Annotated in this window: 23 protein-coding genes and 4 tRNA genes; 14 read left to right on the forward strand and 13 right to left on the reverse strand. The window is 65.9% G+C overall.

The window, feature by feature from the left end; translation table 11 throughout:
- Positions 1 to 165: 165 nt before the first annotated feature.
- The 4 genes from Q4I23_RS16960 (at position 166) to Q4I23_RS16975 (ending at position 1,367) form a co-directional block, all read left to right on the forward strand.
- Positions 166 to 243, forward strand: a tRNA-Pro gene (locus Q4I23_RS16960).
- Between the two features lie 49 nt (positions 244 to 292).
- On the forward strand, positions 293 to 589 hold the full coding sequence (locus tag Q4I23_RS16965) for an ETC complex I subunit (RefSeq protein WP_014240426.1): 297 nt from the start codon (positions 293 to 295) through the stop codon (positions 587 to 589).
- A gap of 10 nt (positions 590 to 599) precedes the next feature.
- A tRNA-Arg gene (locus Q4I23_RS16970) sits at positions 600 to 676 on the forward strand.
- A 448-nt stretch (positions 677 to 1,124) separates the two neighbouring features.
- Positions 1,125 to 1,367: a DUF6460 domain-containing protein gene (locus Q4I23_RS16975; protein WP_498526971.1), complete on the forward strand. Its 243-nt coding sequence runs from the start codon at positions 1,125 to 1,127 to the stop codon at positions 1,365 to 1,367.
- A 333-nt stretch (positions 1,368 to 1,700) separates the two neighbouring features.
- On the opposite strand, the gene hisI is transcribed toward Q4I23_RS16975, so the two are convergent.
- Positions 1,701 to 2,135 carry a phosphoribosyl-AMP cyclohydrolase gene (hisI, locus tag Q4I23_RS16980; protein WP_454018369.1) on the reverse strand — a complete coding sequence of 145 codons (435 nt, stop codon included), beginning with the start codon at positions 2,133 to 2,135 and terminating at the stop codon, positions 1,701 to 1,703.
- A 41-nt stretch (positions 2,136 to 2,176) separates the two neighbouring features.
- Positions 2,177 to 3,355 carry a cystathionine beta-lyase gene (gene metC, locus Q4I23_RS16985; protein WP_454018370.1) on the reverse strand — a complete coding sequence of 393 codons (1,179 nt, stop codon included), beginning with the start codon at positions 3,353 to 3,355 and terminating at the stop codon, positions 2,177 to 2,179.
- 240 nt (positions 3,356 to 3,595) lie between these two features.
- Between metC and Q4I23_RS16990 the strand changes: the two genes are divergently transcribed.
- The 5 genes from Q4I23_RS16990 (at position 3,596) to Q4I23_RS17010 (ending at position 9,182) form a co-directional block, all read left to right on the forward strand.
- A complete protein-coding gene (locus Q4I23_RS16990) occupies positions 3,596 to 4,618 on the forward strand; it encodes an amino acid ABC transporter substrate-binding protein (RefSeq protein WP_183179578.1) in 1,023 nt (340 codons plus the stop codon).
- Between the two features lie 199 nt (positions 4,619 to 4,817).
- Positions 4,818 to 6,017 carry an amino acid ABC transporter permease gene (locus tag Q4I23_RS16995; protein ID WP_454018371.1) on the forward strand — a complete coding sequence of 400 codons (1,200 nt, stop codon included), beginning with the start codon at positions 4,818 to 4,820 and terminating at the stop codon, positions 6,015 to 6,017.
- Between the two features lie 5 nt (positions 6,018 to 6,022).
- Positions 6,023 to 7,156, forward strand: a complete 1,134-nt coding sequence (locus Q4I23_RS17000; RefSeq protein WP_454018372.1) for an amino acid ABC transporter permease — start codon at positions 6,023 to 6,025, stop codon at positions 7,154 to 7,156.
- A 22-nt stretch (positions 7,157 to 7,178) separates the two neighbouring features.
- Complete coding sequence (locus Q4I23_RS17005) at positions 7,179 to 7,955, forward strand: amino acid ABC transporter ATP-binding protein (protein ID WP_454018778.1); 777 nt, start codon at positions 7,179 to 7,181, stop codon at positions 7,953 to 7,955.
- Positions 7,956 to 8,096: 141 nt separating this feature from the next.
- On the forward strand, positions 8,097 to 9,182 hold the full coding sequence (locus tag Q4I23_RS17010; RefSeq protein WP_454018373.1) for a pyridoxal phosphate-dependent aminotransferase: 1,086 nt from the start codon (positions 8,097 to 8,099) through the stop codon (positions 9,180 to 9,182).
- On the opposite strand, the gene Q4I23_RS17015 is transcribed toward Q4I23_RS17010, so the two are convergent.
- The 8 genes from Q4I23_RS17015 to Q4I23_RS17050 all read right to left on the reverse strand — a co-directional run bounded on the left by Q4I23_RS17015 (position 9,118) and on the right by Q4I23_RS17050 (position 15,636).
- Complete coding sequence (locus tag Q4I23_RS17015) at positions 9,118 to 10,071, reverse strand: DMT family transporter (RefSeq protein WP_454018374.1); 954 nt, start codon at positions 10,069 to 10,071, stop codon at positions 9,118 to 9,120. The two genes, Q4I23_RS17010 and Q4I23_RS17015, sit on opposite strands and share 65 nt — an antisense overlap.
- Positions 10,072 to 10,123: 52 nt before the next feature.
- Complete coding sequence (locus tag Q4I23_RS17020; protein WP_498526966.1) at positions 10,124 to 10,765, reverse strand: GNAT family N-acetyltransferase; 642 nt, start codon at positions 10,763 to 10,765, stop codon at positions 10,124 to 10,126.
- The gene (locus Q4I23_RS17025) at positions 10,741 to 11,175 is read right to left on the reverse strand and encodes a GNAT family acetyltransferase (protein ID WP_454018376.1); all 435 of its coding nucleotides are present in this window, start codon (positions 11,173 to 11,175) and stop codon (positions 10,741 to 10,743) included. The genes Q4I23_RS17020 and Q4I23_RS17025 overlap by 25 nt, the downstream gene beginning before the upstream one ends.
- Positions 11,172 to 12,059, reverse strand: a complete 888-nt coding sequence (gene sseA, locus Q4I23_RS17030; RefSeq protein ID WP_498526967.1) for a 3-mercaptopyruvate sulfurtransferase — start codon at positions 12,057 to 12,059, stop codon at positions 11,172 to 11,174. The genes Q4I23_RS17025 and sseA overlap by 4 nt, the downstream gene beginning before the upstream one ends.
- Before the next feature lie 16 nt (positions 12,060 to 12,075).
- Positions 12,076 to 12,783: an alanyl-tRNA editing protein gene (locus Q4I23_RS17035; protein ID WP_498526968.1), complete on the reverse strand. Its 708-nt coding sequence runs from the start codon at positions 12,781 to 12,783 to the stop codon at positions 12,076 to 12,078.
- A gap of 16 nt (positions 12,784 to 12,799) precedes the next feature.
- Positions 12,800 to 13,804, reverse strand: a complete 1,005-nt coding sequence (locus Q4I23_RS17040; protein ID WP_464878018.1) for a cysteine synthase A — start codon at positions 13,802 to 13,804, stop codon at positions 12,800 to 12,802.
- A gap of 128 nt (positions 13,805 to 13,932) precedes the next feature.
- A complete protein-coding gene (locus Q4I23_RS17045; protein ID WP_498526969.1) occupies positions 13,933 to 14,541 on the reverse strand; it encodes an NUDIX domain-containing protein in 609 nt (202 codons plus the stop codon).
- A gap of 84 nt (positions 14,542 to 14,625) precedes the next feature.
- Positions 14,626 to 15,636: a S1C family serine protease gene (locus Q4I23_RS17050; protein WP_498526970.1), complete on the reverse strand. Its 1,011-nt coding sequence runs from the start codon at positions 15,634 to 15,636 to the stop codon at positions 14,626 to 14,628.
- 188 nt (positions 15,637 to 15,824) lie between these two features.
- On the opposite strand from Q4I23_RS17050, the gene Q4I23_RS17055 reads away from it, so the two are divergent.
- Together Q4I23_RS17055 and Q4I23_RS17060 are read left to right on the forward strand one after the other, a co-directional pair.
- Complete coding sequence (locus tag Q4I23_RS17055; RefSeq protein WP_014240443.1) at positions 15,825 to 16,001, forward strand: hypothetical protein; 177 nt, start codon at positions 15,825 to 15,827, stop codon at positions 15,999 to 16,001.
- 129 nt (positions 16,002 to 16,130) lie between these two features.
- On the forward strand, positions 16,131 to 16,370 hold the full coding sequence (locus tag Q4I23_RS17060) for a hypothetical protein (protein ID WP_174439373.1): 240 nt from the start codon (positions 16,131 to 16,133) through the stop codon (positions 16,368 to 16,370).
- A gap of 93 nt (positions 16,371 to 16,463) precedes the next feature.
- Here the strand turns inward: Q4I23_RS17060 and Q4I23_RS17065 are convergent, their stop codons facing one another.
- From Q4I23_RS17065 to Q4I23_RS17075, 3 genes are all read right to left on the reverse strand, one after another.
- A complete protein-coding gene (locus Q4I23_RS17065) occupies positions 16,464 to 16,694 on the reverse strand; it encodes a hypothetical protein (protein WP_454018382.1) in 231 nt (76 codons plus the stop codon).
- A 210-nt stretch (positions 16,695 to 16,904) separates the two neighbouring features.
- Positions 16,905 to 16,980: transfer RNA gene (locus tag Q4I23_RS17070), tRNA-Asn, on the reverse strand.
- 221 nt (positions 16,981 to 17,201) lie between these two features.
- Positions 17,202 to 17,275: transfer RNA gene (locus Q4I23_RS17075), tRNA-Cys, on the reverse strand.
- A gap of 218 nt (positions 17,276 to 17,493) precedes the next feature.
- Here Q4I23_RS17075 and Q4I23_RS17080 point away from each other — a divergent pair.
- From Q4I23_RS17080 to Q4I23_RS17090, 3 genes are all read left to right on the forward strand, one after another.
- Entirely contained in the window at positions 17,494 to 18,150 is a 657-nt protein-coding gene (locus tag Q4I23_RS17080; protein ID WP_237903574.1) for a protein-L-isoaspartate O-methyltransferase family protein, read from the forward strand.
- A 109-nt stretch (positions 18,151 to 18,259) separates the two neighbouring features.
- Positions 18,260 to 18,586 carry a rhodanese-like domain-containing protein gene (locus tag Q4I23_RS17085; protein WP_237903573.1) on the forward strand — a complete coding sequence of 109 codons (327 nt, stop codon included), beginning with the start codon at positions 18,260 to 18,262 and terminating at the stop codon, positions 18,584 to 18,586.
- Positions 18,587 to 18,621: 35 nt separating this feature from the next.
- Positions 18,622 to 19,980 (forward strand): TolC family outer membrane protein, encoded by a 1,359-nt coding sequence (locus Q4I23_RS17090; protein ID WP_454018383.1) that lies wholly within the window; start codon positions 18,622 to 18,624, stop codon positions 19,978 to 19,980.
- The last annotated feature ends 311 nt before the right edge of the window (positions 19,981 to 20,291 follow it).

Raw genomic sequence — 20,291 nt, forward strand, 5'->3', positions numbered from 1 at the left:
GCGTATAATCGTCGGCAGCGTCAGATGTGTATAAGAGACAGGTTCAAGGAAGGGGTGGCCGACGCGGTCGAAGGGGGCGGCATCATACGGAAGGTCCACCCTGCGGGATAGATGCGGCAGCGTCTTGCCGTCCGCTCAGGGTTCGTGTATTCCACTGCGCGACGTCGGGGCGTAGCGCAGTCTGGTCAGCGCGCCAGTTTTGGGTACTGGAGGCCCCCGGTTCGAATCCGGGCGCCCCGACCAACGAAATTCGAACGATGCACCACGCACGTATCAGAGGAGATGCCGCGTCATGAAGGTCCGGATCTACCAGCCGAGCAAAGCGGCCACTCAGTCCGGGCGTGCCAAGACGCATCGTTGGTTGCTCGAATACGAGATCGAAACCCCGCGCCGTCCGGAGCCGCTGATGGGCTGGATCAGCTCCGGCGACACGCTGAACCAAGTGCGCATCGGTTTCGAGACGTCGGAGGAGGCGGTCGCCTTCGCCCAGCGCAAGGGCTGGGACTATACGGTCCAGGATGCGCCGGTGCGCCGCGTCCGTCCGCGCAACTACGCCGACAACTTCCGTATGGACCGTCCGCGATTCTGATCCGGACCGGGGCCCCATAGCTCAGTTGGATAGAGCAATCGCCTTCTAAGCGATAGGTCGCAGGTTCGAATCCTGCTGGGGTCGCCACCTTTCTCCGCAGCACCATTCCTCCATCACCATCGTGGGCCGTCCGCTGGTCATCATCAGCGGACCCTCTGTCGATTCCTAAAAACGGTCAACATAGTTATCCCCATATCCCCATTGCCGTAGGCCAAGGCGATGCGAAGCCTATGGTTTGCGGTGTAACGCTGACGATGTGCAGTGTATCCAATGATTTCGCTTCGTGATGACCGGGCCCAATTTGGGGGCATAGGGGCAAGTTGACGCCACTCCAATAGGCTTGAAGACTCATCCACAAAGTTATCCACAGAAAATGGGGATAACTCGAAAGCGCCTGCGTGAGCAGAGGCTAAGGCGTTCTCATGCGCCACCGCCGTAACCATCTACCGCACGGAACGGTCTCCGTGCCGGTGGCGTTTTACGGGGCGCTTGATCAATCCCACGCCGTTCGGCGTCAGTACGAGGTGATGTCTTGGTGGGTTGGGTCGTCAGAACGCTTCTGCTGTGCTTCGTGGTCGGGTTGGTTCTGTCCTTTCTGGACATCAATCCGGCCAGCATCCTGACCAACAGTTGGGCCACCATCCAGGACATCGCCCACCTTGCCGCGGACATGTTCCATTGGGCGCTGCCCTATATCCTGATCGGAGCGGTGATCGTCGTTCCGCTGTCCGTCATCGGAGCGGTCATGCGCTGGACCCGCACGCGGCACCGCCCGTAACGCAATCCCAATCTCCATCACCCGCAAAAGAAAAAACCGGAGATCCAGTGGATCTCCGGTTAAGTGAATACAGGGAGGGTTAGAGACAAGGACTGTTTAACTGTTCGGGAGATCCGCTTCGTTGATCTGCATCAATCTGCGATAATTTTATCGATACGCTGCAACCGGACCGGCTTTGACTTTGGACAAAAAAAATAGCCGAGGGTTCCATTGGAACCCCCGGCATAGGCGAATACAGGGAGGGTTAGAGACAAGAGCTTTCTACCTCTTCCCGCCCCGGGCTACGTTGACATAGATCAAACACTTTTCGCATTGCAGCGAAGGTTTAGCGTCTTACTTATGCGTGTGTCCGTAGAGAACCGAAGGATCGGTTTCAACGTTCTGAATGATAGCGAGCTTCCCATCACGCAGCGCGCGGTAGAAGCAGCTGCGCCGTCCGGTGTGGCAGGCCACGCCGTCCTGTTCCACGATCACCAGCAGGGTGTCGCCGTCGCAATCGACGCGGAAGTCCTTCAGCCGCTGCATCTGGCCGGAGGTTTCGCCCTTGCGCCACAGCCCCTTGCGGGATCGCGACCAATAGCAGACGCGCCCTGTGCGCAGCGTTTCCAGAACGGCGTCGCGGTTCATCCAGGCCATCATCAGGATCTCGCCGGTTCCCTCGGCCTGGGCGATGGCGGGAACCAGCCCGTCGGCGTTGAAGGCGATGGCGGCGATCACGTCATCGAACGAGGGCTCGATTGAGGCCCCGGGCGCGGTGGCGTCCGTCATGATGTTCAATCCTTGTGTGTGTGCTCGTCGGGACCCGCCCTTTACAGGGCGGCCCTCAGGCGGGCGAAGGCGCCGTCCAGGTCGCGGATGAGATCGTCCACATCCTCCAGCCCGGCGTGCAGGCGCAGCATGGTGCCGGGATCGGTCCAGCGGGTTGCCGTGCGGATGGCGGCTGGGCGCGCCGGCAGGATCAGGCTTTCGAACCCGCCCCAGCTGTAACCCAGCCCGAACAGTTCCAGGGAGTTCAGCATCGCCGACAGGGCCGGCTTCGGCACCGCGCTCATGACGATGGAAAACAGGCCGGAGGAGCGTCCGATGTCGCGCTTCCACAGCTCATGGCCCGGGCATTCGGGGAAGGCCGGATGCAGGATGCGCGTGACCTCGGGCTGCTTCGACAGCCACTCGGCCAGGGCGAGCGCGCTTGCCTCGTGCTGCTTCAGACGGACGGACAGGGTGCGCAGGCCGCGCAGCCCCAGATAGATGTCGTCCGGTCCGGCGCAGGTTCCCGTCCGCGTGGCGGCCTTCTTCACGGCCAGCCATTGCGCCTCGTTGGCGCAGGAGATCACGCCCAGCATCGCGTCGGCGTGGCCGACGATGTATTTGGTGGCCGAGTGGATCGACACGTCCACCCCGTGCCGCAGCGGCTGGAAGAAGAGGGGGGTGGCCCAGGTGTTGTCGATCATCACCGTGGCGCCCACCGTCTTGGCCGCGGCGGCGATGGCGGGGACGTCCTGCACCTCGAAGGTCAGCGAACCCGGCGATTCGAGGAACACCACGCTGGTGTTCGGCTTCAGCAACCTGGTGATGCCGGTGCCGATGGTGGGATCGAAATACTCGACCTCCACGCCGTAGGGGACGAGCGTGTCGTTGGCGAATCGGCGGGTCGGACCGTAGGCGCTGTCGGTGATCAGCACATGGTCGCCCGTCCTTGTGAAGGCGAAAAGCGCCGTGGCGATGGCGTTCAGGCCCGACCCGGTGTTGACGGAGCGGTAGGCTCCCTCAAGCTCGGCGATCGCCTGCTCGAAGGCCAGTGTGGTCGGAGTCCCGATGCGCCCATAGTTGATGCGGTCGAAAGGAGCTTGGTCGCCCGCTTCCAGATCCTCCAGCGTCGGGAACAGCACCGTCGAGCAATGGTAGACCGGCGGATTCACGATTCCGTGATTCTCGCGCGGGCTGCGCCCGGCGTGCCCGAGGATCGTATCTTTTCGTGCGTCTTTCATGGGGCTTCCCGCAACAACAGTGACGGAGGCCGCATCCCGACTTTCCAAGATGGACCCGACCGTCAGAGATTCTTTTCCCTAAGCCTCTGTAAGGGATAACCAAGCCAAATGCACGGCTTAAGGATGATTCGACAAGCCGGATGCGGTTGGTGCACTCTTGTCACACGCGCGTGTCCGCCATGCGGGCCGCGCAATGCATGAACCTAAGCGTAAAAACGCAAGAACAGGGTGGAGCTTAATATGAAATCGGGAATCCTCGCCGCTGCTGCCGCGGCCGTGGTGTTCGGCGCCGTGACCGGCGCTCAGGCCGGTCCAACGCTGGACGCCGTCAAGGGCCGCGGCTTCGTCCAGTGCGGCGTGAACGCCGGCCTTCCGGGCTTCGGCAACCCCGACAGCTCGGGCAACTGGACCGGTCTCGATGTCGATTACTGCCGCGCGGTCGCGGTTGCGCTGTTCAACGACCCCAACAAGGTCAAGTTCACCCCGCTGTCGGCCCAGCAGCGCTTCCCCGCCATCCAGTCGGGCGAGGTCGATCTGCTGTCGCGCAACACCACCGTCACGCTGACCCGCGACACCTCGGTTGGCCTGAACTTCGCCCCGGTCACCTATTATGACGGCCAGGGCTTCATGGTGAACAAGAAGCTCGGCGTGAAGAGCGCCAAGGAGCTGAACGGCGCCACTGTCTGCGTCCAGGCCGGCACCACGACCGAACTGAATCTCGCGGACTATTTCCGCACCAACAACATGTCCTACAACCCGGTCGTCATCGAGTCGAACGACGAGGTGAACGCCGCCTACTTCGCCGGCCGCTGCGACGTGCTGACGACCGACGCGTCCGGCCTGGCCGGGACCCGCGCCGGCGTGGCCCCGGTTCCGGACGACCACATCATTCTCCCGGAGATCATCTCCAAAGAGCCGCTGGCCCCCGCCGTCCGTCACGGTGACGACCAGTGGTTCGATGTGGTGAAGTGGACCGTCTATGCCACCATCCAGGCCGAAGAGATGGGCATCACCTCGAAGAACGTCGACGAGTTCGTGAACAGCAAGAACCCGGAGATCCAGCGCATCCTCGGCACCTCGCCGGGCATGGGCAAGGCGCTGGGCCTGGACGAGAAATGGGCCTACAACGTGATCAAGACCATGGGCAACTATGGTGAGATCTTCGAGCGCAACGTCGGCATGAAGACCCCGCTGAAGCTGGAGCGCGGCCTGAACGCGCTGTGGACCAATGGTGGTCTGCAGTACGCGATGCCGATCCGCTGAGGACGGAAAGGGGGACCGCGGACCACAGGGAGGCCCGCGGTCCTTCCTTTTTTGACGACGGGCGGGGCGGCCGCAGGGCGACAAGAATCAATGCCCGTGCCGCAGGCCCGTTTGGGAGACGATATACGTGGCGCAAGTTGCGGCGGACGTTCGGGAGGCGGCCGGCGCCCTTATGCCATGCTGGTGAGGGGAGAGAACCGTGGCCAGCAAGACCCGGGACACCGCGCGCCCAAGCGCGCCTGGCGGTGTTTCATTTTCCCTCAGCGACCCGACGGTCCGTGCCGTGTTCTACCAGGTTCTGGTGGTCGGCATCGTCATCGCGGTCGGCTGGTTCCTTATCCACAACACGCTCGACAACCTGTCGAAGCGGTCCATCGCGACAGGATTCGGATTCCTGGAGCGTGAGGCCTCCTTCGGCATCGGTGAGAGCCTGATCGACTATCATCCGCGGGACAGCTACGGCCGGGCCTTCCTGGTCGGCGTGCTGAACACGCTGAAGGTGTCGATCATCGGCGTCGTCCTGGCGACCGTGCTGGGCACGCTGATCGGCGTCGCCCGCCTGTCCAGCAACTGGCTGATCGCCAAGCTGGCCTCCACCTACGTGGAGATTGTCCGCAACATCCCGCCGCTGCTCCAGCTCTTCTTCTGGTACGCGCTGGTCTCGGAAAGCATGCCGCCGGTGCGGCAGGCGCTGAACCCGATCCCCGGCGTGTTCCTGTCGCAGCGCGGCCTGTTCGTTCCGGTGCCCTCCGCCGACCCGGTGTGGGGCACGATGGGCTTCGCGCTCGCCATAGCGGTGATCGGCGTGATCTTCCTGCGGCGCTGGGCCAAGGCCCGGCAGGAGCGGACGGGCCAGCCCTTCCCGATCGGAACGGCAAGTCTGGGTCTGCTGATCGGCCTGCCGCTGATCGCCTATGTTGCCGGCGGCGCGCCGACGGCGCTGGACGTTCCGAAGCTGCAGGGCTTCAACTTCGTCGGCGGCGTGGTCCTCACTCCGGAGTTCTTCGCGATCCTGGTCGGGCTGGTCGTCTACACCGCCGCCTTCATCGCTGAGGTGGTGCGCAGCGGCATCCTCGCGGTCAACTGGGGCCAGACGGAAGCCGCAAGGGCGCTCGGCATCGACAGCGGCAAGACGCTGCGGCTCGTCGTCCTGCCGCAGGCGCTGCGGGTGATCGTGCCGCCGCTGACCAGCCAGTATCTGAACCTGACCAAGAACAGCTCCCTGGCGCTCGCCATCGGCTACCCGGATCTGGTGTCGATCGCCAACACGACGCTGAACCAGACCGGTCAGGCGATCGAGGGCGTGGCGATGATCATGGGCACCTATCTGGTCATCAGCCTGGGCATCTCGATTTTCATGAACTGGTACAACAAGCGCATCGCGCTGGTGGAGCGCTGACGGCCATGGCAAACAACGTTCATACCGGCAACGTCCATACCGGCAATGTCCCTACCGGAAGCATCCCCGACGAGCGTCCGCCGTCCAACACCGTCGGCCCCGTGGCGTGGCTGCGCAACAACCTGTTCAACACCTGGTACAACGCGCTCCTGACCATCCTGATCGCCTGGCTGCTGTTCAAGGCGATCCCGCCGCTTCTCGACTGGCTGATCTTCAGCGCCAACAGCTTCGGCACGCCGCCCCAGGTGTGTCGGCAGGAGGGCGGCGCCTGCTGGACCTTCGTCAGCGAGAAGCTGCGCTTCGTCATGTTCGGCACCTTCCCGTACGACGAGCAGTGGCGGCCGCTGATCACCATCGTGATCATCATCGCGCTGGTGCTGGCGAGCTGCGACCGCCGTTTCTGGAAGCCCTGGCTGGCCCTCGTCTGGATCGCCGGCCTGACCGCGGTGGGCGTGCTGATGTGGGGCGGCGTGCTGGGCCTGACCTATGTCGAGAACACGCTGTGGGGCGGCCTGCCGCTGACGCTGATGCTCTCGGTGGTCGGCCTGTCCGTGGCCTTCCCGGCGTCGGTCCTGCTGGCGCTCGGCCGGCGATCGCAGCTTCCGGCCATCCGCGTGATCTCGGTGACCTACATCGAGCTGATCCGAGGCGTGCCGCTGATCAGCCTGCTGTTCATGGCGTCGGTGATGTTCCCGCTGTTCCTGCCGACCGGCGTGAACTTCGACAAGCTGCTGCGCGCCCAGATCGCCTTCATCATGTTCGCCGCCGCCTATATGGCGGAAGCGATCCGCGGCGGTCTCCAGGCCATTCCGAAGGGCCAGTACGAGGCAGCGGACGCGCTCGGCCTGAACTACTGGCAGGCGATGGGCAAGATCATCCTGCCGCAGGCGCTCGCCATCTCCATCCCGCCGCTGGTGAACACCTTCATCAGCTTCTTCAAGGACACGTCGCTGGTCATCATCATCGGCCTCTACGACCTGCTGGGCACGGCCAAGGCGGCGCTCTCCGACCCGGCATGGCGCGGTTTCTACCGCGAGGCCTACCTGTTCATCGGCGTGATCTACTGGGTGTTCTGCTACTCGATGTCCAAATACAGCCAAAAGCTCGAACGCGACCTGCGTCGCGGCCACCGTCGCTGAGGGAAAGGGAGAAGAGATGACCATGGCCCAAACCGCCGGCGCCGCGCGCAGCTTCCCGCAGGGGGAGCCGATCATCCAGTGCCAGGGCGTGCACAAGTGGTACGGCGAGTTCCACGTCCTGAAGGACATCGACCTGTCGGTCGCCAAGGGGGAGCGGATCGTGATCTGCGGCCCCTCGGGCTCCGGCAAGTCGACCATGATCCGCTGCCTGAACCGGCTTGAGGAGCACCAGAAGGGCTCCATCGTCGTCGACGGCATCGAGCTGACCGGCAATCTGAAGAACATCGAGCTGGTCCGCCGCGAAGTCGGCATGGTGTTCCAGCACTTCAACCTGTTCCCGCACCTGACCGTGCTGGAGAATTGCACACTCGCCCCGATCTGGGTCCGCAAGAAGCCGAAGGCCGAGGCGGAGGAGATGGCGATGCGCTACCTGAAGCGGGTGCGCATCGCGGAGCAGGCGCACAAGTACCCCGGCCAACTCTCCGGCGGGCAGCAGCAGCGCGTGGCGATCGCCCGCTCGCTGTGCATGAGCCCGAAGGTCATGCTGTTCGACGAGCCGACCTCCGCGCTGGACCCCGAGATGGTCAAGGAGGTGCTGGACGTCATGATCGGGCTGGCCGAGGACGGCATGACCATGCTCTGCGTCACGCACGAGATGGGTTTCGCCAAGTCGGTCGCCGACCGCGTCATCTTCATGGACCGCGGCGAGATCGTCGAGCAGAACACGCCCAATGAGTTCTTCAACCACCCGCAGTCGGACCGGACGAAGCTGTTCCTCAGCCAGATCCTGAACCACTGATGCTCATAACCGCGCCGGAACGGCTTGTTCCGGCGCGGTAAACCAGCGCAACCCGCAAGGAACGCTGGCGGGTTGCGCTGGTTTCGGGTTGAATGCAGTCCGTTCGTGCTGTTTGCCGCTATGCACAACGGAGCCTGCCTGATGGAGCTGCTGAGTCCCCGTCCCGGAATTGGCCAGATCAAGCCCTACCGTCCCGCCCGACCACCGGAGGACGGCGCCGCCTGGGTCGATCTGTCGCTGACGGTCAATCCGCTGGGACCCGGCAAGCGGGCGCTCACCGCCTACCGCCATATGGCGGCGCAAATCCACCGCTATCCCGACTGGTCGCAGGACCGCCTGCGCCACGCCATCGCCCGGCGTTACGATCTGGACGCCGGCCACATCACCTGCGCCAACGGCTCCGACGAGATGATCCACCTCGTGACCCAGGCCTTCGCCGGGCCAGGGGACGAGGTGCTGTGCCACGAGCATGGCTACCGCGGCTTCATGAAGGCGATCCGCGCCGCCGGAGCGACTCCGGTGATCGCCGCGGAACGCGATCTGGTTGTCGATGTCGAAGCGATGATCGACCGGGCGAACGAGAAGACCAAGCTCTGCTTCCTCGCCAACCCGAACAACCCCACCGGCACCTACATCCCGTCGGAGCTGGTCCTGCGGCTGCGCGCCGGTTTGCCGTCGCACACGCTGCTGGTTCTCGATTCGGCCTACGCCGACTATTGCCGCCGTGACAACTACAGCGACGGAACGGAGATCGTCGAGAATTCCGACAACGTGCTGATGGTGCGCACCTTCTCCAAGCTGCACGGGCTGGCCGGGCTGCGCGTCGGCTGGGCCTACGGCCCGGCAGGGGTGATCGAGGCGATCAACCAGACACGCGGCCCCTTCAACGTCGGGATTGCCGCGCAGGCCGCGGCGGAGGCCGCCATCGCCGACACCGAGCATGAGGAGGCGACCTTCGCCCACAACAGCGCGTGGCTGCCCTGGCTGAGCCACGAGCTGGAGCAGCTCGGCGTGCGCGTCTATCCCAGCGTCTGCAACTTCATCCTGGCGCGTATCCCGACCGACCCGTCGCTCGGTGTCCAGGCCGTGCTGGACCATCTGGCGCGCCGTGGCATCCTGGTGAAGCCCACCCAGGACTACGGGCTGGCCGACTGCCTGCGCATCACGGTCGGGCGGGAGGACGAAAACCGGGCTCTGGTCGCGGCTCTGGGAGAGATTCTGAGCTGATATCCGGCTCCTCGCCGGGAATTGGATCTGGCATCGGATCCGGATGTCGGGTGTGCTCGCGGGCGAAGATGAACAGGCCGGAGCCGACCACGATGACGATGCCGACCAGCGACAGCAGGTCCGGCCACTCGTCGAAGAAGATCGCCCCGATGGCCAGCGCCCACAGGATCTGGCTGTACTGGGCCGCCCCCACCCGATCCGCCGGGGCGAAGGCTGCGGCCAGGGTGAACAGGGCCTGGGCGGCGAAGGTCGTGGTGGCGAATCCCACCGTCAGAATCCATTGCTCCCGCGTCGGCCACTCGAAGCCGGGGATCATCAGCAGGCCGGACGCGACGGCGGTCGACAGGAACACCGTCCCGATCAGGGTGAAGCGTTTCTCCGTATGCCCGATCATCCGTCCGGTGATGACCACGACGGCGGAGCTGAAGGCACAGCCCAGCGCCGCGAAATGGCCGGGCAGCAACTCGCGGAATCCGGGACGGGCAACGATCAGCACGCCGATGAAGGCCGCCCCGACGGCCAGCCGCCGGCGCCAGCGCACCGGCTCCTTCAGCACGACAATCGCCAGCAGCGTCACTAGGCTGGGCATCAGGAAGATCATCGCGAAGGCTTCCGCGAAGGGAAGGCTGCGGAACGACATGACGCTGAGCGGGGTTGAGGCCGCCACGAAGACCAGCCGCACCGTCATCAGCCAGGGCCGGTTCCAGCGCAGCAGGTCGCTGACCCGGTCGCCCTTGGTCATGAAGACCGGGGAGAGCAGCAACGGCAGGATGTAGGCGAAGAAGGTGACCTCGAACGGGTCCAGCCCATGCCCGATCGCCTTCACCAGCGCATCGCCCCAGGCGAAGAAGGCGAAAGCCAGGAACGCGAACAGAATGCCCTTCGTCATGGCGTCGGTGTCCTGGCGTTCGTAGCGGCGGAGAGCGGGCCGGGTCGGCCCGTCACTCGTTGATCGGAATGTGCGGCGCCGAGGTCCGAGGCAGCCAGCCGAGGAGGCGCGGATCGCGGATCTCGCGAGTCACATGCCGGTAGGGCACGAAGCCCATCGATTGGTAGAGCGGTAGCGCCTTCGGATGGTCGAAAGTGCAGGTGTTGACGAGAAGCCGCGTCGTCCGGCTCTGCCAAGCCAGCCGGATCGCCGTGTCGAGCAGCCAGGGGCCGAGCTTCAGGCCGATGAAATCCGGGATCAGCCCGAAGTAGGCCAAGTCGGTGTCGTCCTCCCGTCGGTCGATCTCGGCGTAGCCGGCGGGCGTGCCGTTCACGTAGAGGACCCAGATCTCGACCCGCGGGTCGGTGACGACGCGCCCAAGTTCCGGCATCGGCATACGCCGCCGCTCGTGCCACAGCCAGGGCTCGCCCACCGTGTCGTAGAGATAGCGGTAGTAGGAGGCGGTCGGCGGGTTGGCCCGCACCAGCGCCACGTCACCCGCTGGACGGGGCAGGGGCGCGTGGGCCGGCGGGGCCGTCATCTCCAGATAGGTGACGATGACGGACAGGCAGCCGGGCGGCACCGGCGCCACGATCTGGGACTGCGACAGGGACGTCCGGGGACGCGGCGTCAGGGAGAATCGGTCTTCAGCCATTTCTGCATCACGGTAACGGGACCGGTGGCATAGCCCAGCCGCTCATAGAACGCCACCACGGCGTGGTTCGTCGCGCGCACCATGAGTTGCGCCTTGGGCATGCCTGCCTCCACAAGCCAGCCCTCCGCCGCCCGGACCATCGCCCTGCCATGGCCGCTTCCGCGGCAGGCGGGGTCGACCGCCAGATAATAGAACCAGCCGCGGTGCCCGTCATGACCCACCATGACGGACGCCACGGTCCGCTCGCCCTCACGGCCGATCAGGATCGTGGCGTTCGGCTTCGACACCGCAAGCGCGATGTCGGCCACCGGGTCGTTCCACGGCACCACGAGGTTGCAGGCGGTCCACAGCGCCACCACGTCGTCGCGGTCCGCCGCCTCGTAATGGCGGATGCTCAGCGCTCCGGTCACAGCTTCGCCGGCCCGGTCTCCAGCGGCAGATCGGAGCGCAGACCCCATTCCGCCCAGGACCCGTCATAGACGGCCACATCCTCCTTGCCGGCCGCGGCCAATCCGAGTGCCAGAACGCAGGCGGTTACGCCGCTGCCGCAGGAGGCGACGATGGGACGCTCCAGGTCGAGCCCGGCGCCCTTCGCCCGCTCCGCGATGGTTTCGGGCGGCAGCAGGGTCTTGCTCTCCGCGTCGATCAGGTCCGTGAAGGGCAGGTTCAGGCTGCCGGGAATGCGACCGCTGCGGCGGCCCGGCCAGGGTTCGACTACGGCGCCCTCGTAGCGGTTGGCGCCACGGGCGTCCACCACCTGATCGACCCGCGAGTCGATGTTGGCGAGAACCTCGTCGGCCCGGCGCAGCAGGCCGGGCCGCAGCGCCGCCGTGAAGGCCGCCGGGGCCGGGGCCGCCGGACCGGATTCCAGCGGCCGGCCTTCCGCGATCCATTTCGGCAGGCCGCCGTCCAGAACGGCAACGCGACCGTGCCCGAACAGGCGGAACATCCACCAGACGCGGGCGGCGGCGGTGGCCATGCCGGCGCTGTCATAGACGACCACCGTGTCGCCGCTGCCGACGCCGAGCGCCCCGACCTTGGCCGCGAAGGTCGCCTCGTCCGGCACCATGTGCGGCAAGGGGTGGGTGTCCGGCTGCGCCACGTCGTCGATGTCGATGCGCACGGCGCCGGGGATGTGCCGCTCCAGAAACTCGGTGTTCGGATCGCGGTCGGAGCCCGGCATAAACCAGGAGGCGTCGAGGACGTGCAGACCCGGCTGGCCCAGCCGTTCCGCCAGCCAAGCCGTCGGGACGATCGGGCCGGGGAGGGTGAGCATGGTGTGCGAATCGGTCATAAGATGTTCTCCCCGTTCAATCCCGCAGTGTGACGATCACGCGCCGGTTCTGCTTGCCCTTGTTCTCGATCTTCACGACGTCCAGCCCGCCGATCTCGCCCAGCCGCTTCACATGGGTACCGCCGCAGGGCTGGCGGTCAACCCCGGCGATGTCCACCAGCCGGACGCGGCCGTGCCCGCGCGGCGGCTTCACCGTCAGGGTGCGGATCAGCTCGGGGTTGGCGTCCAGTTCCGCGTCGGAAATCCACAGCGAGCCGACCGGTGTGTCCGCGGCGACCAGCCGGTTCAGGGCCGCCGCGATGGCCTCCTTGTCGAGGCCCTCGGTCGGAACGTTGAAATCGACGCGGCTGCGTTCCGCCCCGACCTGGGCGCCGGTAATCGAGGCACCGGGCAGGACCGCGCAGACGAGGTGCAGCGCCGTGTGCATCCGCATGTGACGGTGCCGGCGGTCCCAGTCGATCTCCGCCTCCACCGTGGAGCCGGGCGCGGGCAGGGCCGCGCCCGGCTCGGGCACATGGATGACGTCGTCCGGCCCGTCGCCCTTCACCGTGTCCACGATGCGCAGCATGGCACCGGCGACGCGCAGCAGCCCGGTGTCGCCGGGCTGGCCGCCGCCATTGGGGTAGAAGACCGTCCGGTCCAAACGGATGCCCCGCTCGTCCGCGGATGTCACGGTGGCGGTGCAGGAGGTGGCGTAGGCGTCCTCGCGGAAGATCAGCTCCATGGAACCTCGGGTGCGTTTACGAATCCAGCCAATCGGGCACAGGCAGATTCTTCTCACGCAGGAAGGCCGGATTGAAGAGCTTCGATTGGTAGCGCTGCCCTCCGTCGCAGAGAATCGTCACGATGGTGTGGCCCGGCCCCATCTCCTTTGCGATGCGGATGGCCGCCGCCACGTTGATGCCCGACGATCCCCCCAACACGAGACCCTGCGACTTGATCAGATCGAAGATGACCGGCAGGGCCTCCTCGTCGGGGATCTGCAGCGCCTGGTCGACCGGAGCGCCCTCCAGGTTTGCGGTGATCCGGCCCTGGCCGATGCCTTCGGTGATCGAGCTGCCCTCGGCCTTCAACGTCCCATGGGCGTAGTGATGGTAGAGGGAGGCGCCCATCGGGTCGGCCAGAACGATGCGGACGTCCGGATTGCGCTCCTTCAGAGCCAGCCCGACGCCGGCCAGCGTGCCGCCGCTGCCCACCGCGCAGGTGAAGGCGTCGATCCGCCCCTCGGTCTGGGTCCAGATTTCCGGACCGGTGGTCAGACGGTGGCCCTCACGGTTCGCCACATTGTCGAACTGGTTGGCCCAGACGGCGCCGTTCGGCTCGGTCTTCGCCAGTTCCTCGGCCAGCCTGCCCGAATAACGGACGTAATTGTCGGGGTTGGAGTAGGGCACCGCCGGCACCAGACGAAGGTCGGCGCCGACCAGGCGCAGCATGTCCTTCTTCTCCTGGCTCTGCGTCTCCGGCATCACGATGACGGTGCGGTAGCCGAGCGCGTTGCCGACCAGCGCCAGCCCGATGCCGGTGTTGCCCGCCGTGCCTTCCACGATGGTGCCGCCGGGGCGCAGCAGGCCCCGGCGTTCGGCGTCGCGGACGATGGCCAGGGCCGCGCGGTCCTTCACCGAGCCACCGGGGTTGAGGAACTCCGCCTTGCCCAGGATCTCGCATCCCGTGGCCTTCGACGGCCCTTCCAGCCGAATCAGCGGCGTGTTGCCGATGGAGCCGATGAAGCCGGTGCGGATGTCCACGGACTGTCTCCCGAATCGAATGATGAACCGGGCAACACTATCGGATTGCGCACCAGGGAATTCAAGGTTGGCTTGTGAAATGCAGCATTGAACAAGATTGATTCGTTCTTTCTATTTCTCAACTTCCTCTATTTCCCAAGCCACTGACTGCGCAGCCGGTCGCGGTTCCGCGCGAACCAGCCCAGCGCGATGATGGCGATGGAGTTGTTCAGCCGGTTCTCGTCGAGCAGCCGGATCGCCTCGTCGGCCGGCAGGACCATGATGCGGATGTCCTCATGCTCTTCCGCCAGCCCGCCCGTTGCGGCGAGCCCCCGGCTGTCCACGCGGCCGCAGAAGACGGTGACATGCTCGTCGAAGGCGCCAGGGCTGGGATAATAGTCGCAGATCATTTCGATGTCCTGCACGGTGCAGCCAGCCTCTTCCGTGGCCTCGCGCCGCGCGACCTCCTCCGGCGTCTCGCCTTCGTCCAACAGGCCGGCGACGATCTCCGTCAGCCACGCCCGTCCACCGGTGGAGGCGGCGCCGACCCGGAACTGCTCGATCAGAACGACGCTGTCGCGGTCCGGATCGTAGAGCAGGATGCCGACGGCCTGTCCGCGCACGCAGACTTCGCGCGGCGGCAGGACACCGGTCCAGGAACCGTCGAACTTCCTGTGGCGCAGGCGGTAGACGTCGACCTTGAGGTAGCCGTTGTAGGCTCTCTTCTTCTCTTGGATCTCGATGTCCGGGTGATCCACGGGCGGGGACTCCTTGGCTTGGGAGAGCACGGTCCAAGGATGTAGCGCATCCGCCGGTCCGGGGCGAGGCGGCCAAAGGATCTCTCAGAAGGTCGGGTTCAGCTTCAGCGTGCTGTAGCGGTCGGCGGAGGGGACGGCAACCGGCTCCAGCTTGGGGCCACGCAGCAGTTCCAGCGGCACGGTGACACCGGCTGGACCGAGACCCCAGACCTTCCGGTAGAAGTCCGCCAGCCCCTTCGGCCGCTGGCCGGCGACCCCGACGATCATGTCGCCCGGTTGGATACCCACGGTCGCCGCGGGACTCTGCGGGGTGACCCGTTCGACCATCAGGCGGCCCTGCTCCTCGCGCAGCGTGACGCCGAGCCAGGGCCGCGCCGGCTCCTGCCGCCGCCCGAAGGCCAGGAGATCGGCCAGGATCGGCTTCAGGGCGGAAACCGGAACGAACATGTTGCCGGGAACGCCGCCATGGGCCGGCACCGCGTCGCGCACGATCAGCGAGCCGATCCCGACCAGTTCACCCTTGCGATCGATCAGGGCGGCGCCGTTGAAGCCCATGATCGGCGGCGTGGTGAAGATCGCCTCGTCCAGCAGATACTCCCAATAGCCGGCGAACTCGCGTTTCGCGGCGATCAGCACCGGCTGCACCCCGGTGGAGCCCTGACGGGTGAGCACCATGGCGCGCTCCCCCTCCTTGATCGCGTCGGAGTCGCCGAGCCGGACGGGGGCCGCACTGAAGCCCATGCCGGCGCGCAGCAGCCCGAATCCGCTGGCCTGATCATACGCCACGAACTCGGCGGGATAACCGCGCCCCTCGCCAGTGGTGACCTGAAGCTGTGACGCCTCCAGAATCGTGTAGCCGATGGTGAGGATCAGCCCGGCCCCGTCGATGACGACGCCAGTGCCCTCGCGCTCCGTGCCGAGCGAGCGGGCGCTCTGGCTGTCGGGCAGGATGGTGGCGGAGATGCGGACGAGAGCGCCCGCCAGCTTCGCCGCGTCGAGCTGGTCCGCCCGTGCCGCGGTGATGGCAACAAACAGCGCAAGGAAGGTCGCCAAGAAGCTCATCGTCCAGGGGATGCGGCGCCAGCGACCCGTCATGCTTCCCTCCCTTGCCGGAGTCGAGTCGGGCGGACGCCGGACTGCTCGATCCCCGGATTAAACATGAGCGTCGGCGCGCAACCATCAAGGGGATTTCCGAATCGACCGGGGCCCTCTCGTCGGGGCCGTGAAACCTCCGCCCGCCGCCCAACGTTACCCGTACCAGCGACACCACGAAGGACGGGACGATGCCCATCAACAGCGAACGCGAACTCGAACAGGCGGTGGCGGAATTTCAGCGTCTCGCCGACGAGCCCGCCGGTTCGCCCGGCGAGCGCCGGAAGCTCGAACTGGATGCGGAGATCAAGGCCTTCTACGTTCAGCACTCCGATGACATGCGCAAAGGCAAGCCGCGGCACGAGTGACGCGCCACCGACACCGGCGCGCATTTCTTCATCGACGCGGGGGGGGCGGCTGGCCGACACTGCCGCCGCTCCCGGGCCGGACCGCAGCCCCGGGGGCGTCGTCGTTGAAGGAAGGAGCGCGTCCCCACGATGAAGCGAATCGACAATTGCTACACCTGCCTGTTCTGGGAAGGGCAGGGCATCCGCCAGAGGGGACCAAAGGGCTTGTGCCGCCGCTTTCCGCCGCAGGTGACCCCGCGCGACACGGAAGGGCGTTTTCCGATTACCCTGTCCACCGATTGGTGCGGCGAGTGGAAACGCGACATCGGCGATCCCGTCGGCGAGGCTGCGGACAACCGCCTGATCTATGACGATCCGCAAACTCGATAGAAAGCCGCCTCGATAGGAATCTGTCTTGATAGGCAGCCGAACAGGGCGGCCGGACATCGGGTTTTCGGTCCAAACCGGTCCAAGCGCGGCATTTCAACGGGGCATCGGTGCAACCACCAGCGACCGCTGGTTTTCCGGCAGCGCCGCATCGCCACGGACCAGCATCCGGTGCCAATCGACGCCGAGCAGGGCGACGGCAACAGCCATGGCGAGGGCGATGATCGCCACCGCGGCGATCCAGCCACCGTCTTCCTGCCGGCCGTCGGGCCGAGGGGGTGCAGCCTTGGGTGTGAAGGGTCGAAAGTTGAGGGGGAGAAGGGTCATGGGTCGCCTCCACCGCTGAACAGGCGCAATCCCGACTCGTGTGGGTGTCCGGTGGAATTGTAGCGCCGGAAGCGTTGCGGCGGCATCAAGCCTTCGGTCGGAACGCTCGTTCCTTCGGATGATGCCGGAAGCGGTGGCGGTGAAGGGACGATATGAGTGACCGCTATGAGAAAAGGCCGAGTCCGCGAGGATTCGGCCTTTTCATCGAAATGGCTCCCGGTGCTGGACTCGAACCAGCGACACGCGGATTAACAGTCCGCTGCTCTACCGACTGAGCTAACCGGGATCAGTCTGACCGGCCCTTGCGATGCGCAACGTCCGGCGTGGGCGGCTATATAGCCGACCCTCCGACGCTTGCCAAGTCTTTTGATGGCAAAAAAAACGACGGCGGGGGCAGGGCAGGGTGCTGGAAAGGCGCAATGCCAAAACGCCGAAAAGCACCGGGCCGCACAGGCACGATGCTCATCAAACGCTTTGATTTTTCTGCTGTCTCAGCCGCATCAAGGATGGAGGCACGGGCGGGAATCGAACCCACGTACACGGATTTGCAGTCCGCTGCATCACCACTCTGCCACCGCGCCATCCTTGCGTCCGGCACCCCCTAGCGGGAGCGCCGCGGCGTGGGAGCGGACGTATACTGCGGTTCAAAGGGGTGGTCAAGCGCCTTCGCGGCGTTTTTTCGATGATCCGGTGTGGCGTTGTGTTCGTGAGACTTTGAAGATATATACGCGACGAGGCAGCGAGGCCGCGACCCACGGCTTGGCGCCGCGCTCCGTCCACCAGATTGTAAGCGACCGCCATGTCCGAATACGCCGCCGCCCGTCTCAACATGGTCGAAGGGCAGATCCGACCGAACAAGGTGACCGACCAGCGTCTGGTCGATGCCATGCTCGACATTCCCCGTGAACAGTTCGTACCGAAGGCGGCGCGCGGCTTCGCCTATGTGGACGAGGATCTCGCCATCGGCAACGGCCGCTATCTGATGGAGCCGATGGTCTTCGCCCGCATGCTCCAGGAAGTGGGCATCGACGAGACCGACGTCGTGCTCGACATCGGCAGCGGCTCCGGCTACTCGACCGCCGTGCTGGCCCGCCTCGCGGCGACCGTCGTCGGCATCGAGTCCGACACCGAGCTGGCCCGGCAGGCCACGGAATCGCTGAGCGCGGTCGGCGTCGACAATGCCGTCGTCATCACCGCTCCGCTGACAGAAGGCTACCCGCAGCAGGCACCCTACGACGTGATCGTCATCGAGGGCCTCGTTTCGGAGGTGCCGGAAGGCATCCTGGCCCAGCTGACCGAGGGCGGACGGCTGGTTGCCGCCGTTCTGGGCGATCGCAGGGTCGGCGAAGTGAAGCTGTACCAGCGCAGCGGCGGAGTCACCTCGGCCCGCACGCTGTTCGAGGCGCATCCGCACCCGTTGCCCGGTTTCGAAGCCAAGCCGAAATTTGTATTCTGATCCCGGAAAGAGTGACCCGAGGGGCTTCGGCCCCTTTCGACCGTCCCCCAGCCTGTCACCTTGCCTTTCACCGGCCGCGGTCCTGCGGCCCGCAGCGGAGAATCAAGGCATGCCGGCGCCGTTTGACATGGAAGTCGAGGATCTGGACCGCATCCGGACATCGGGTGGCGATCCGCTGGTGCTCGATGTACGGGAACCGGGGGAGGTGGCCATCTGCGCCCTTCCCAACAGCCTCCACATTCCGATGGGGGCGCTGCCCGCCCGCGCCGGGGAGTTGCCGCGGGACCGCGACATCGTTGTCGTCTGTCACCACGGCGGGCGCAGTGCGCAGGTGACCATGTGGTTGCGTTCCCAGGGATTTTCCCGCGCCACCAATCTGAATGGCGGGGTGGATGCCTGGGCGCGCCGAATCGACCCGAACATGAAGGTCTATTGAACATGACTGTGCGAAGCCGTTTCGCGCGCCATTTGATGGCGACCGCCCTCACGCTGGGGGTTGCCTTCGTCGGGGGCATCGACACCGCGTCGGCCCAATCCCTCGAAGACGCGCTAGCGCAGGCCTATTCCAACAACCCGGCGCTCGCCGCCCAGCGCGCCCGTCAGCGCGCCGTGGACGAAAGCGTTCCTCAGGCCCTGTCCGGCTACCGTCCGACGGTGCGGGCGACCGCGGGCATCACCCGCAACGCCACCAACAGCACCTTTCAGGGCGGCGAAACCGGTTCCGAGAACAACGCCAAGAGCGTCGGCGTCACCGCCACCCAGCCGCTCTACGACGCGACCGTAGGTCCGGCCGTCCGCCGCGCCGAGCGCACTGTCGAAGCCCAGCGCGCCACCGTGCTCGCCAACGAGCAGCAGATCCTGCTGAACGCCGCGGCGGCCTATCTGGACGTCGTGCAGAACCAGGCGGTGCTGGAACTCCAGGCCAACAACGAGCAGGTCCTGCGCCGCCAGCTCGACGCCGCCCGCGACCGCTTCCGCGTCGGCGAGTACACCCGCACCGACGTCAGCCAGTCGGAATCGCGCTTGGCCGCCTCCATCGCCGCCCGCATCTCCGCCGATGGCACGCTCCAGGCGTCGCGCGCGACCTACGAACGCGTCGTCGGATCGATGCCGGGCAAGCTGAAGGCGCCGAAGCCGAAGTTCAAGCTGCCGGGGACGCTCGACGAGGTCGTCGAGATGGCCCGTTCCAACAACCCGTCGGTGCTGTCGGCCACCTACACCGAGGCGGCGCAGCGCGAGGCGGTGGACCAGCAGTTCGGCCGCCTGCTCCCGTCGGCCAACCTGTCGGCGCAGGCCAACCGCACCATCGACGCCGGCCGGTCGTCGGGCATCGACATCAAGCGGCAGGACGGCGCGCAGCTCACCGCGCAGCTCACCATCCCGCTCTATCAGGCCGGCCTGCCGGAAGCGCTGACCCGCGAGGCGAAGCACACGGCGAATCAGGCCCGACTGCAGATCGACGACACCCGCCGTCAGGCGGTCGAGGCGGCGATCAGCGCGTGGCAGGGCCTGCAGGCTGCGCGGGCGAGCATCGAATCCTACAACTCCCAGATCCGGGCCGCCGAGATCGCGCTGGAAGGCGTGCGGCAGGAAGCCCAGGTCGGCTCGCGCACCGTGCTCGACGTGCTGAACCAGGAGCAGGAACTGTTGAACGCCCGCGTCAACCTCGTCCGCGCGCAGCGGACCGAGATGGTCCAGGCCTTCACGGTCCTCGGCGCCATCGGCCAGTTGACGGCGCGGCAGCTCAACCTGCCGGTCCAGTATTACGACGCCGACACGCACTACAAGCAGGTGCGGAACAAGTGGATCGGCACCGGCGTTCCGGAGTGATCGCACTTGAATGCCCCTTCCTGGGTGATCGTCCCCGGATGATCGAAACGGCCCGCCTCGGCGGGCCGTTTTTGTCTGGTGGCTTTTTACCCAGTCCTGCCCTAGTGTCCGCGTCAGGATGACGTCCCCGGGTTTGCCACGATGAGCGATAAAGGCCAGCAAGAACCGTCGATGGAGGAGATCCTCGCCTCCATCCGCCGCATCATCTCGGAGGACGGCGAACCCGCGAAGGCGGAAGCGGCGCCCCCTCCGCCGCCCCCACCTGTCTCTTATACACATCTCCGAGCCCACGAGACTATAACAGCTATCTC

The organism is Azospirillum sp. UFLA03-27, from assembly GCF_059803775.1.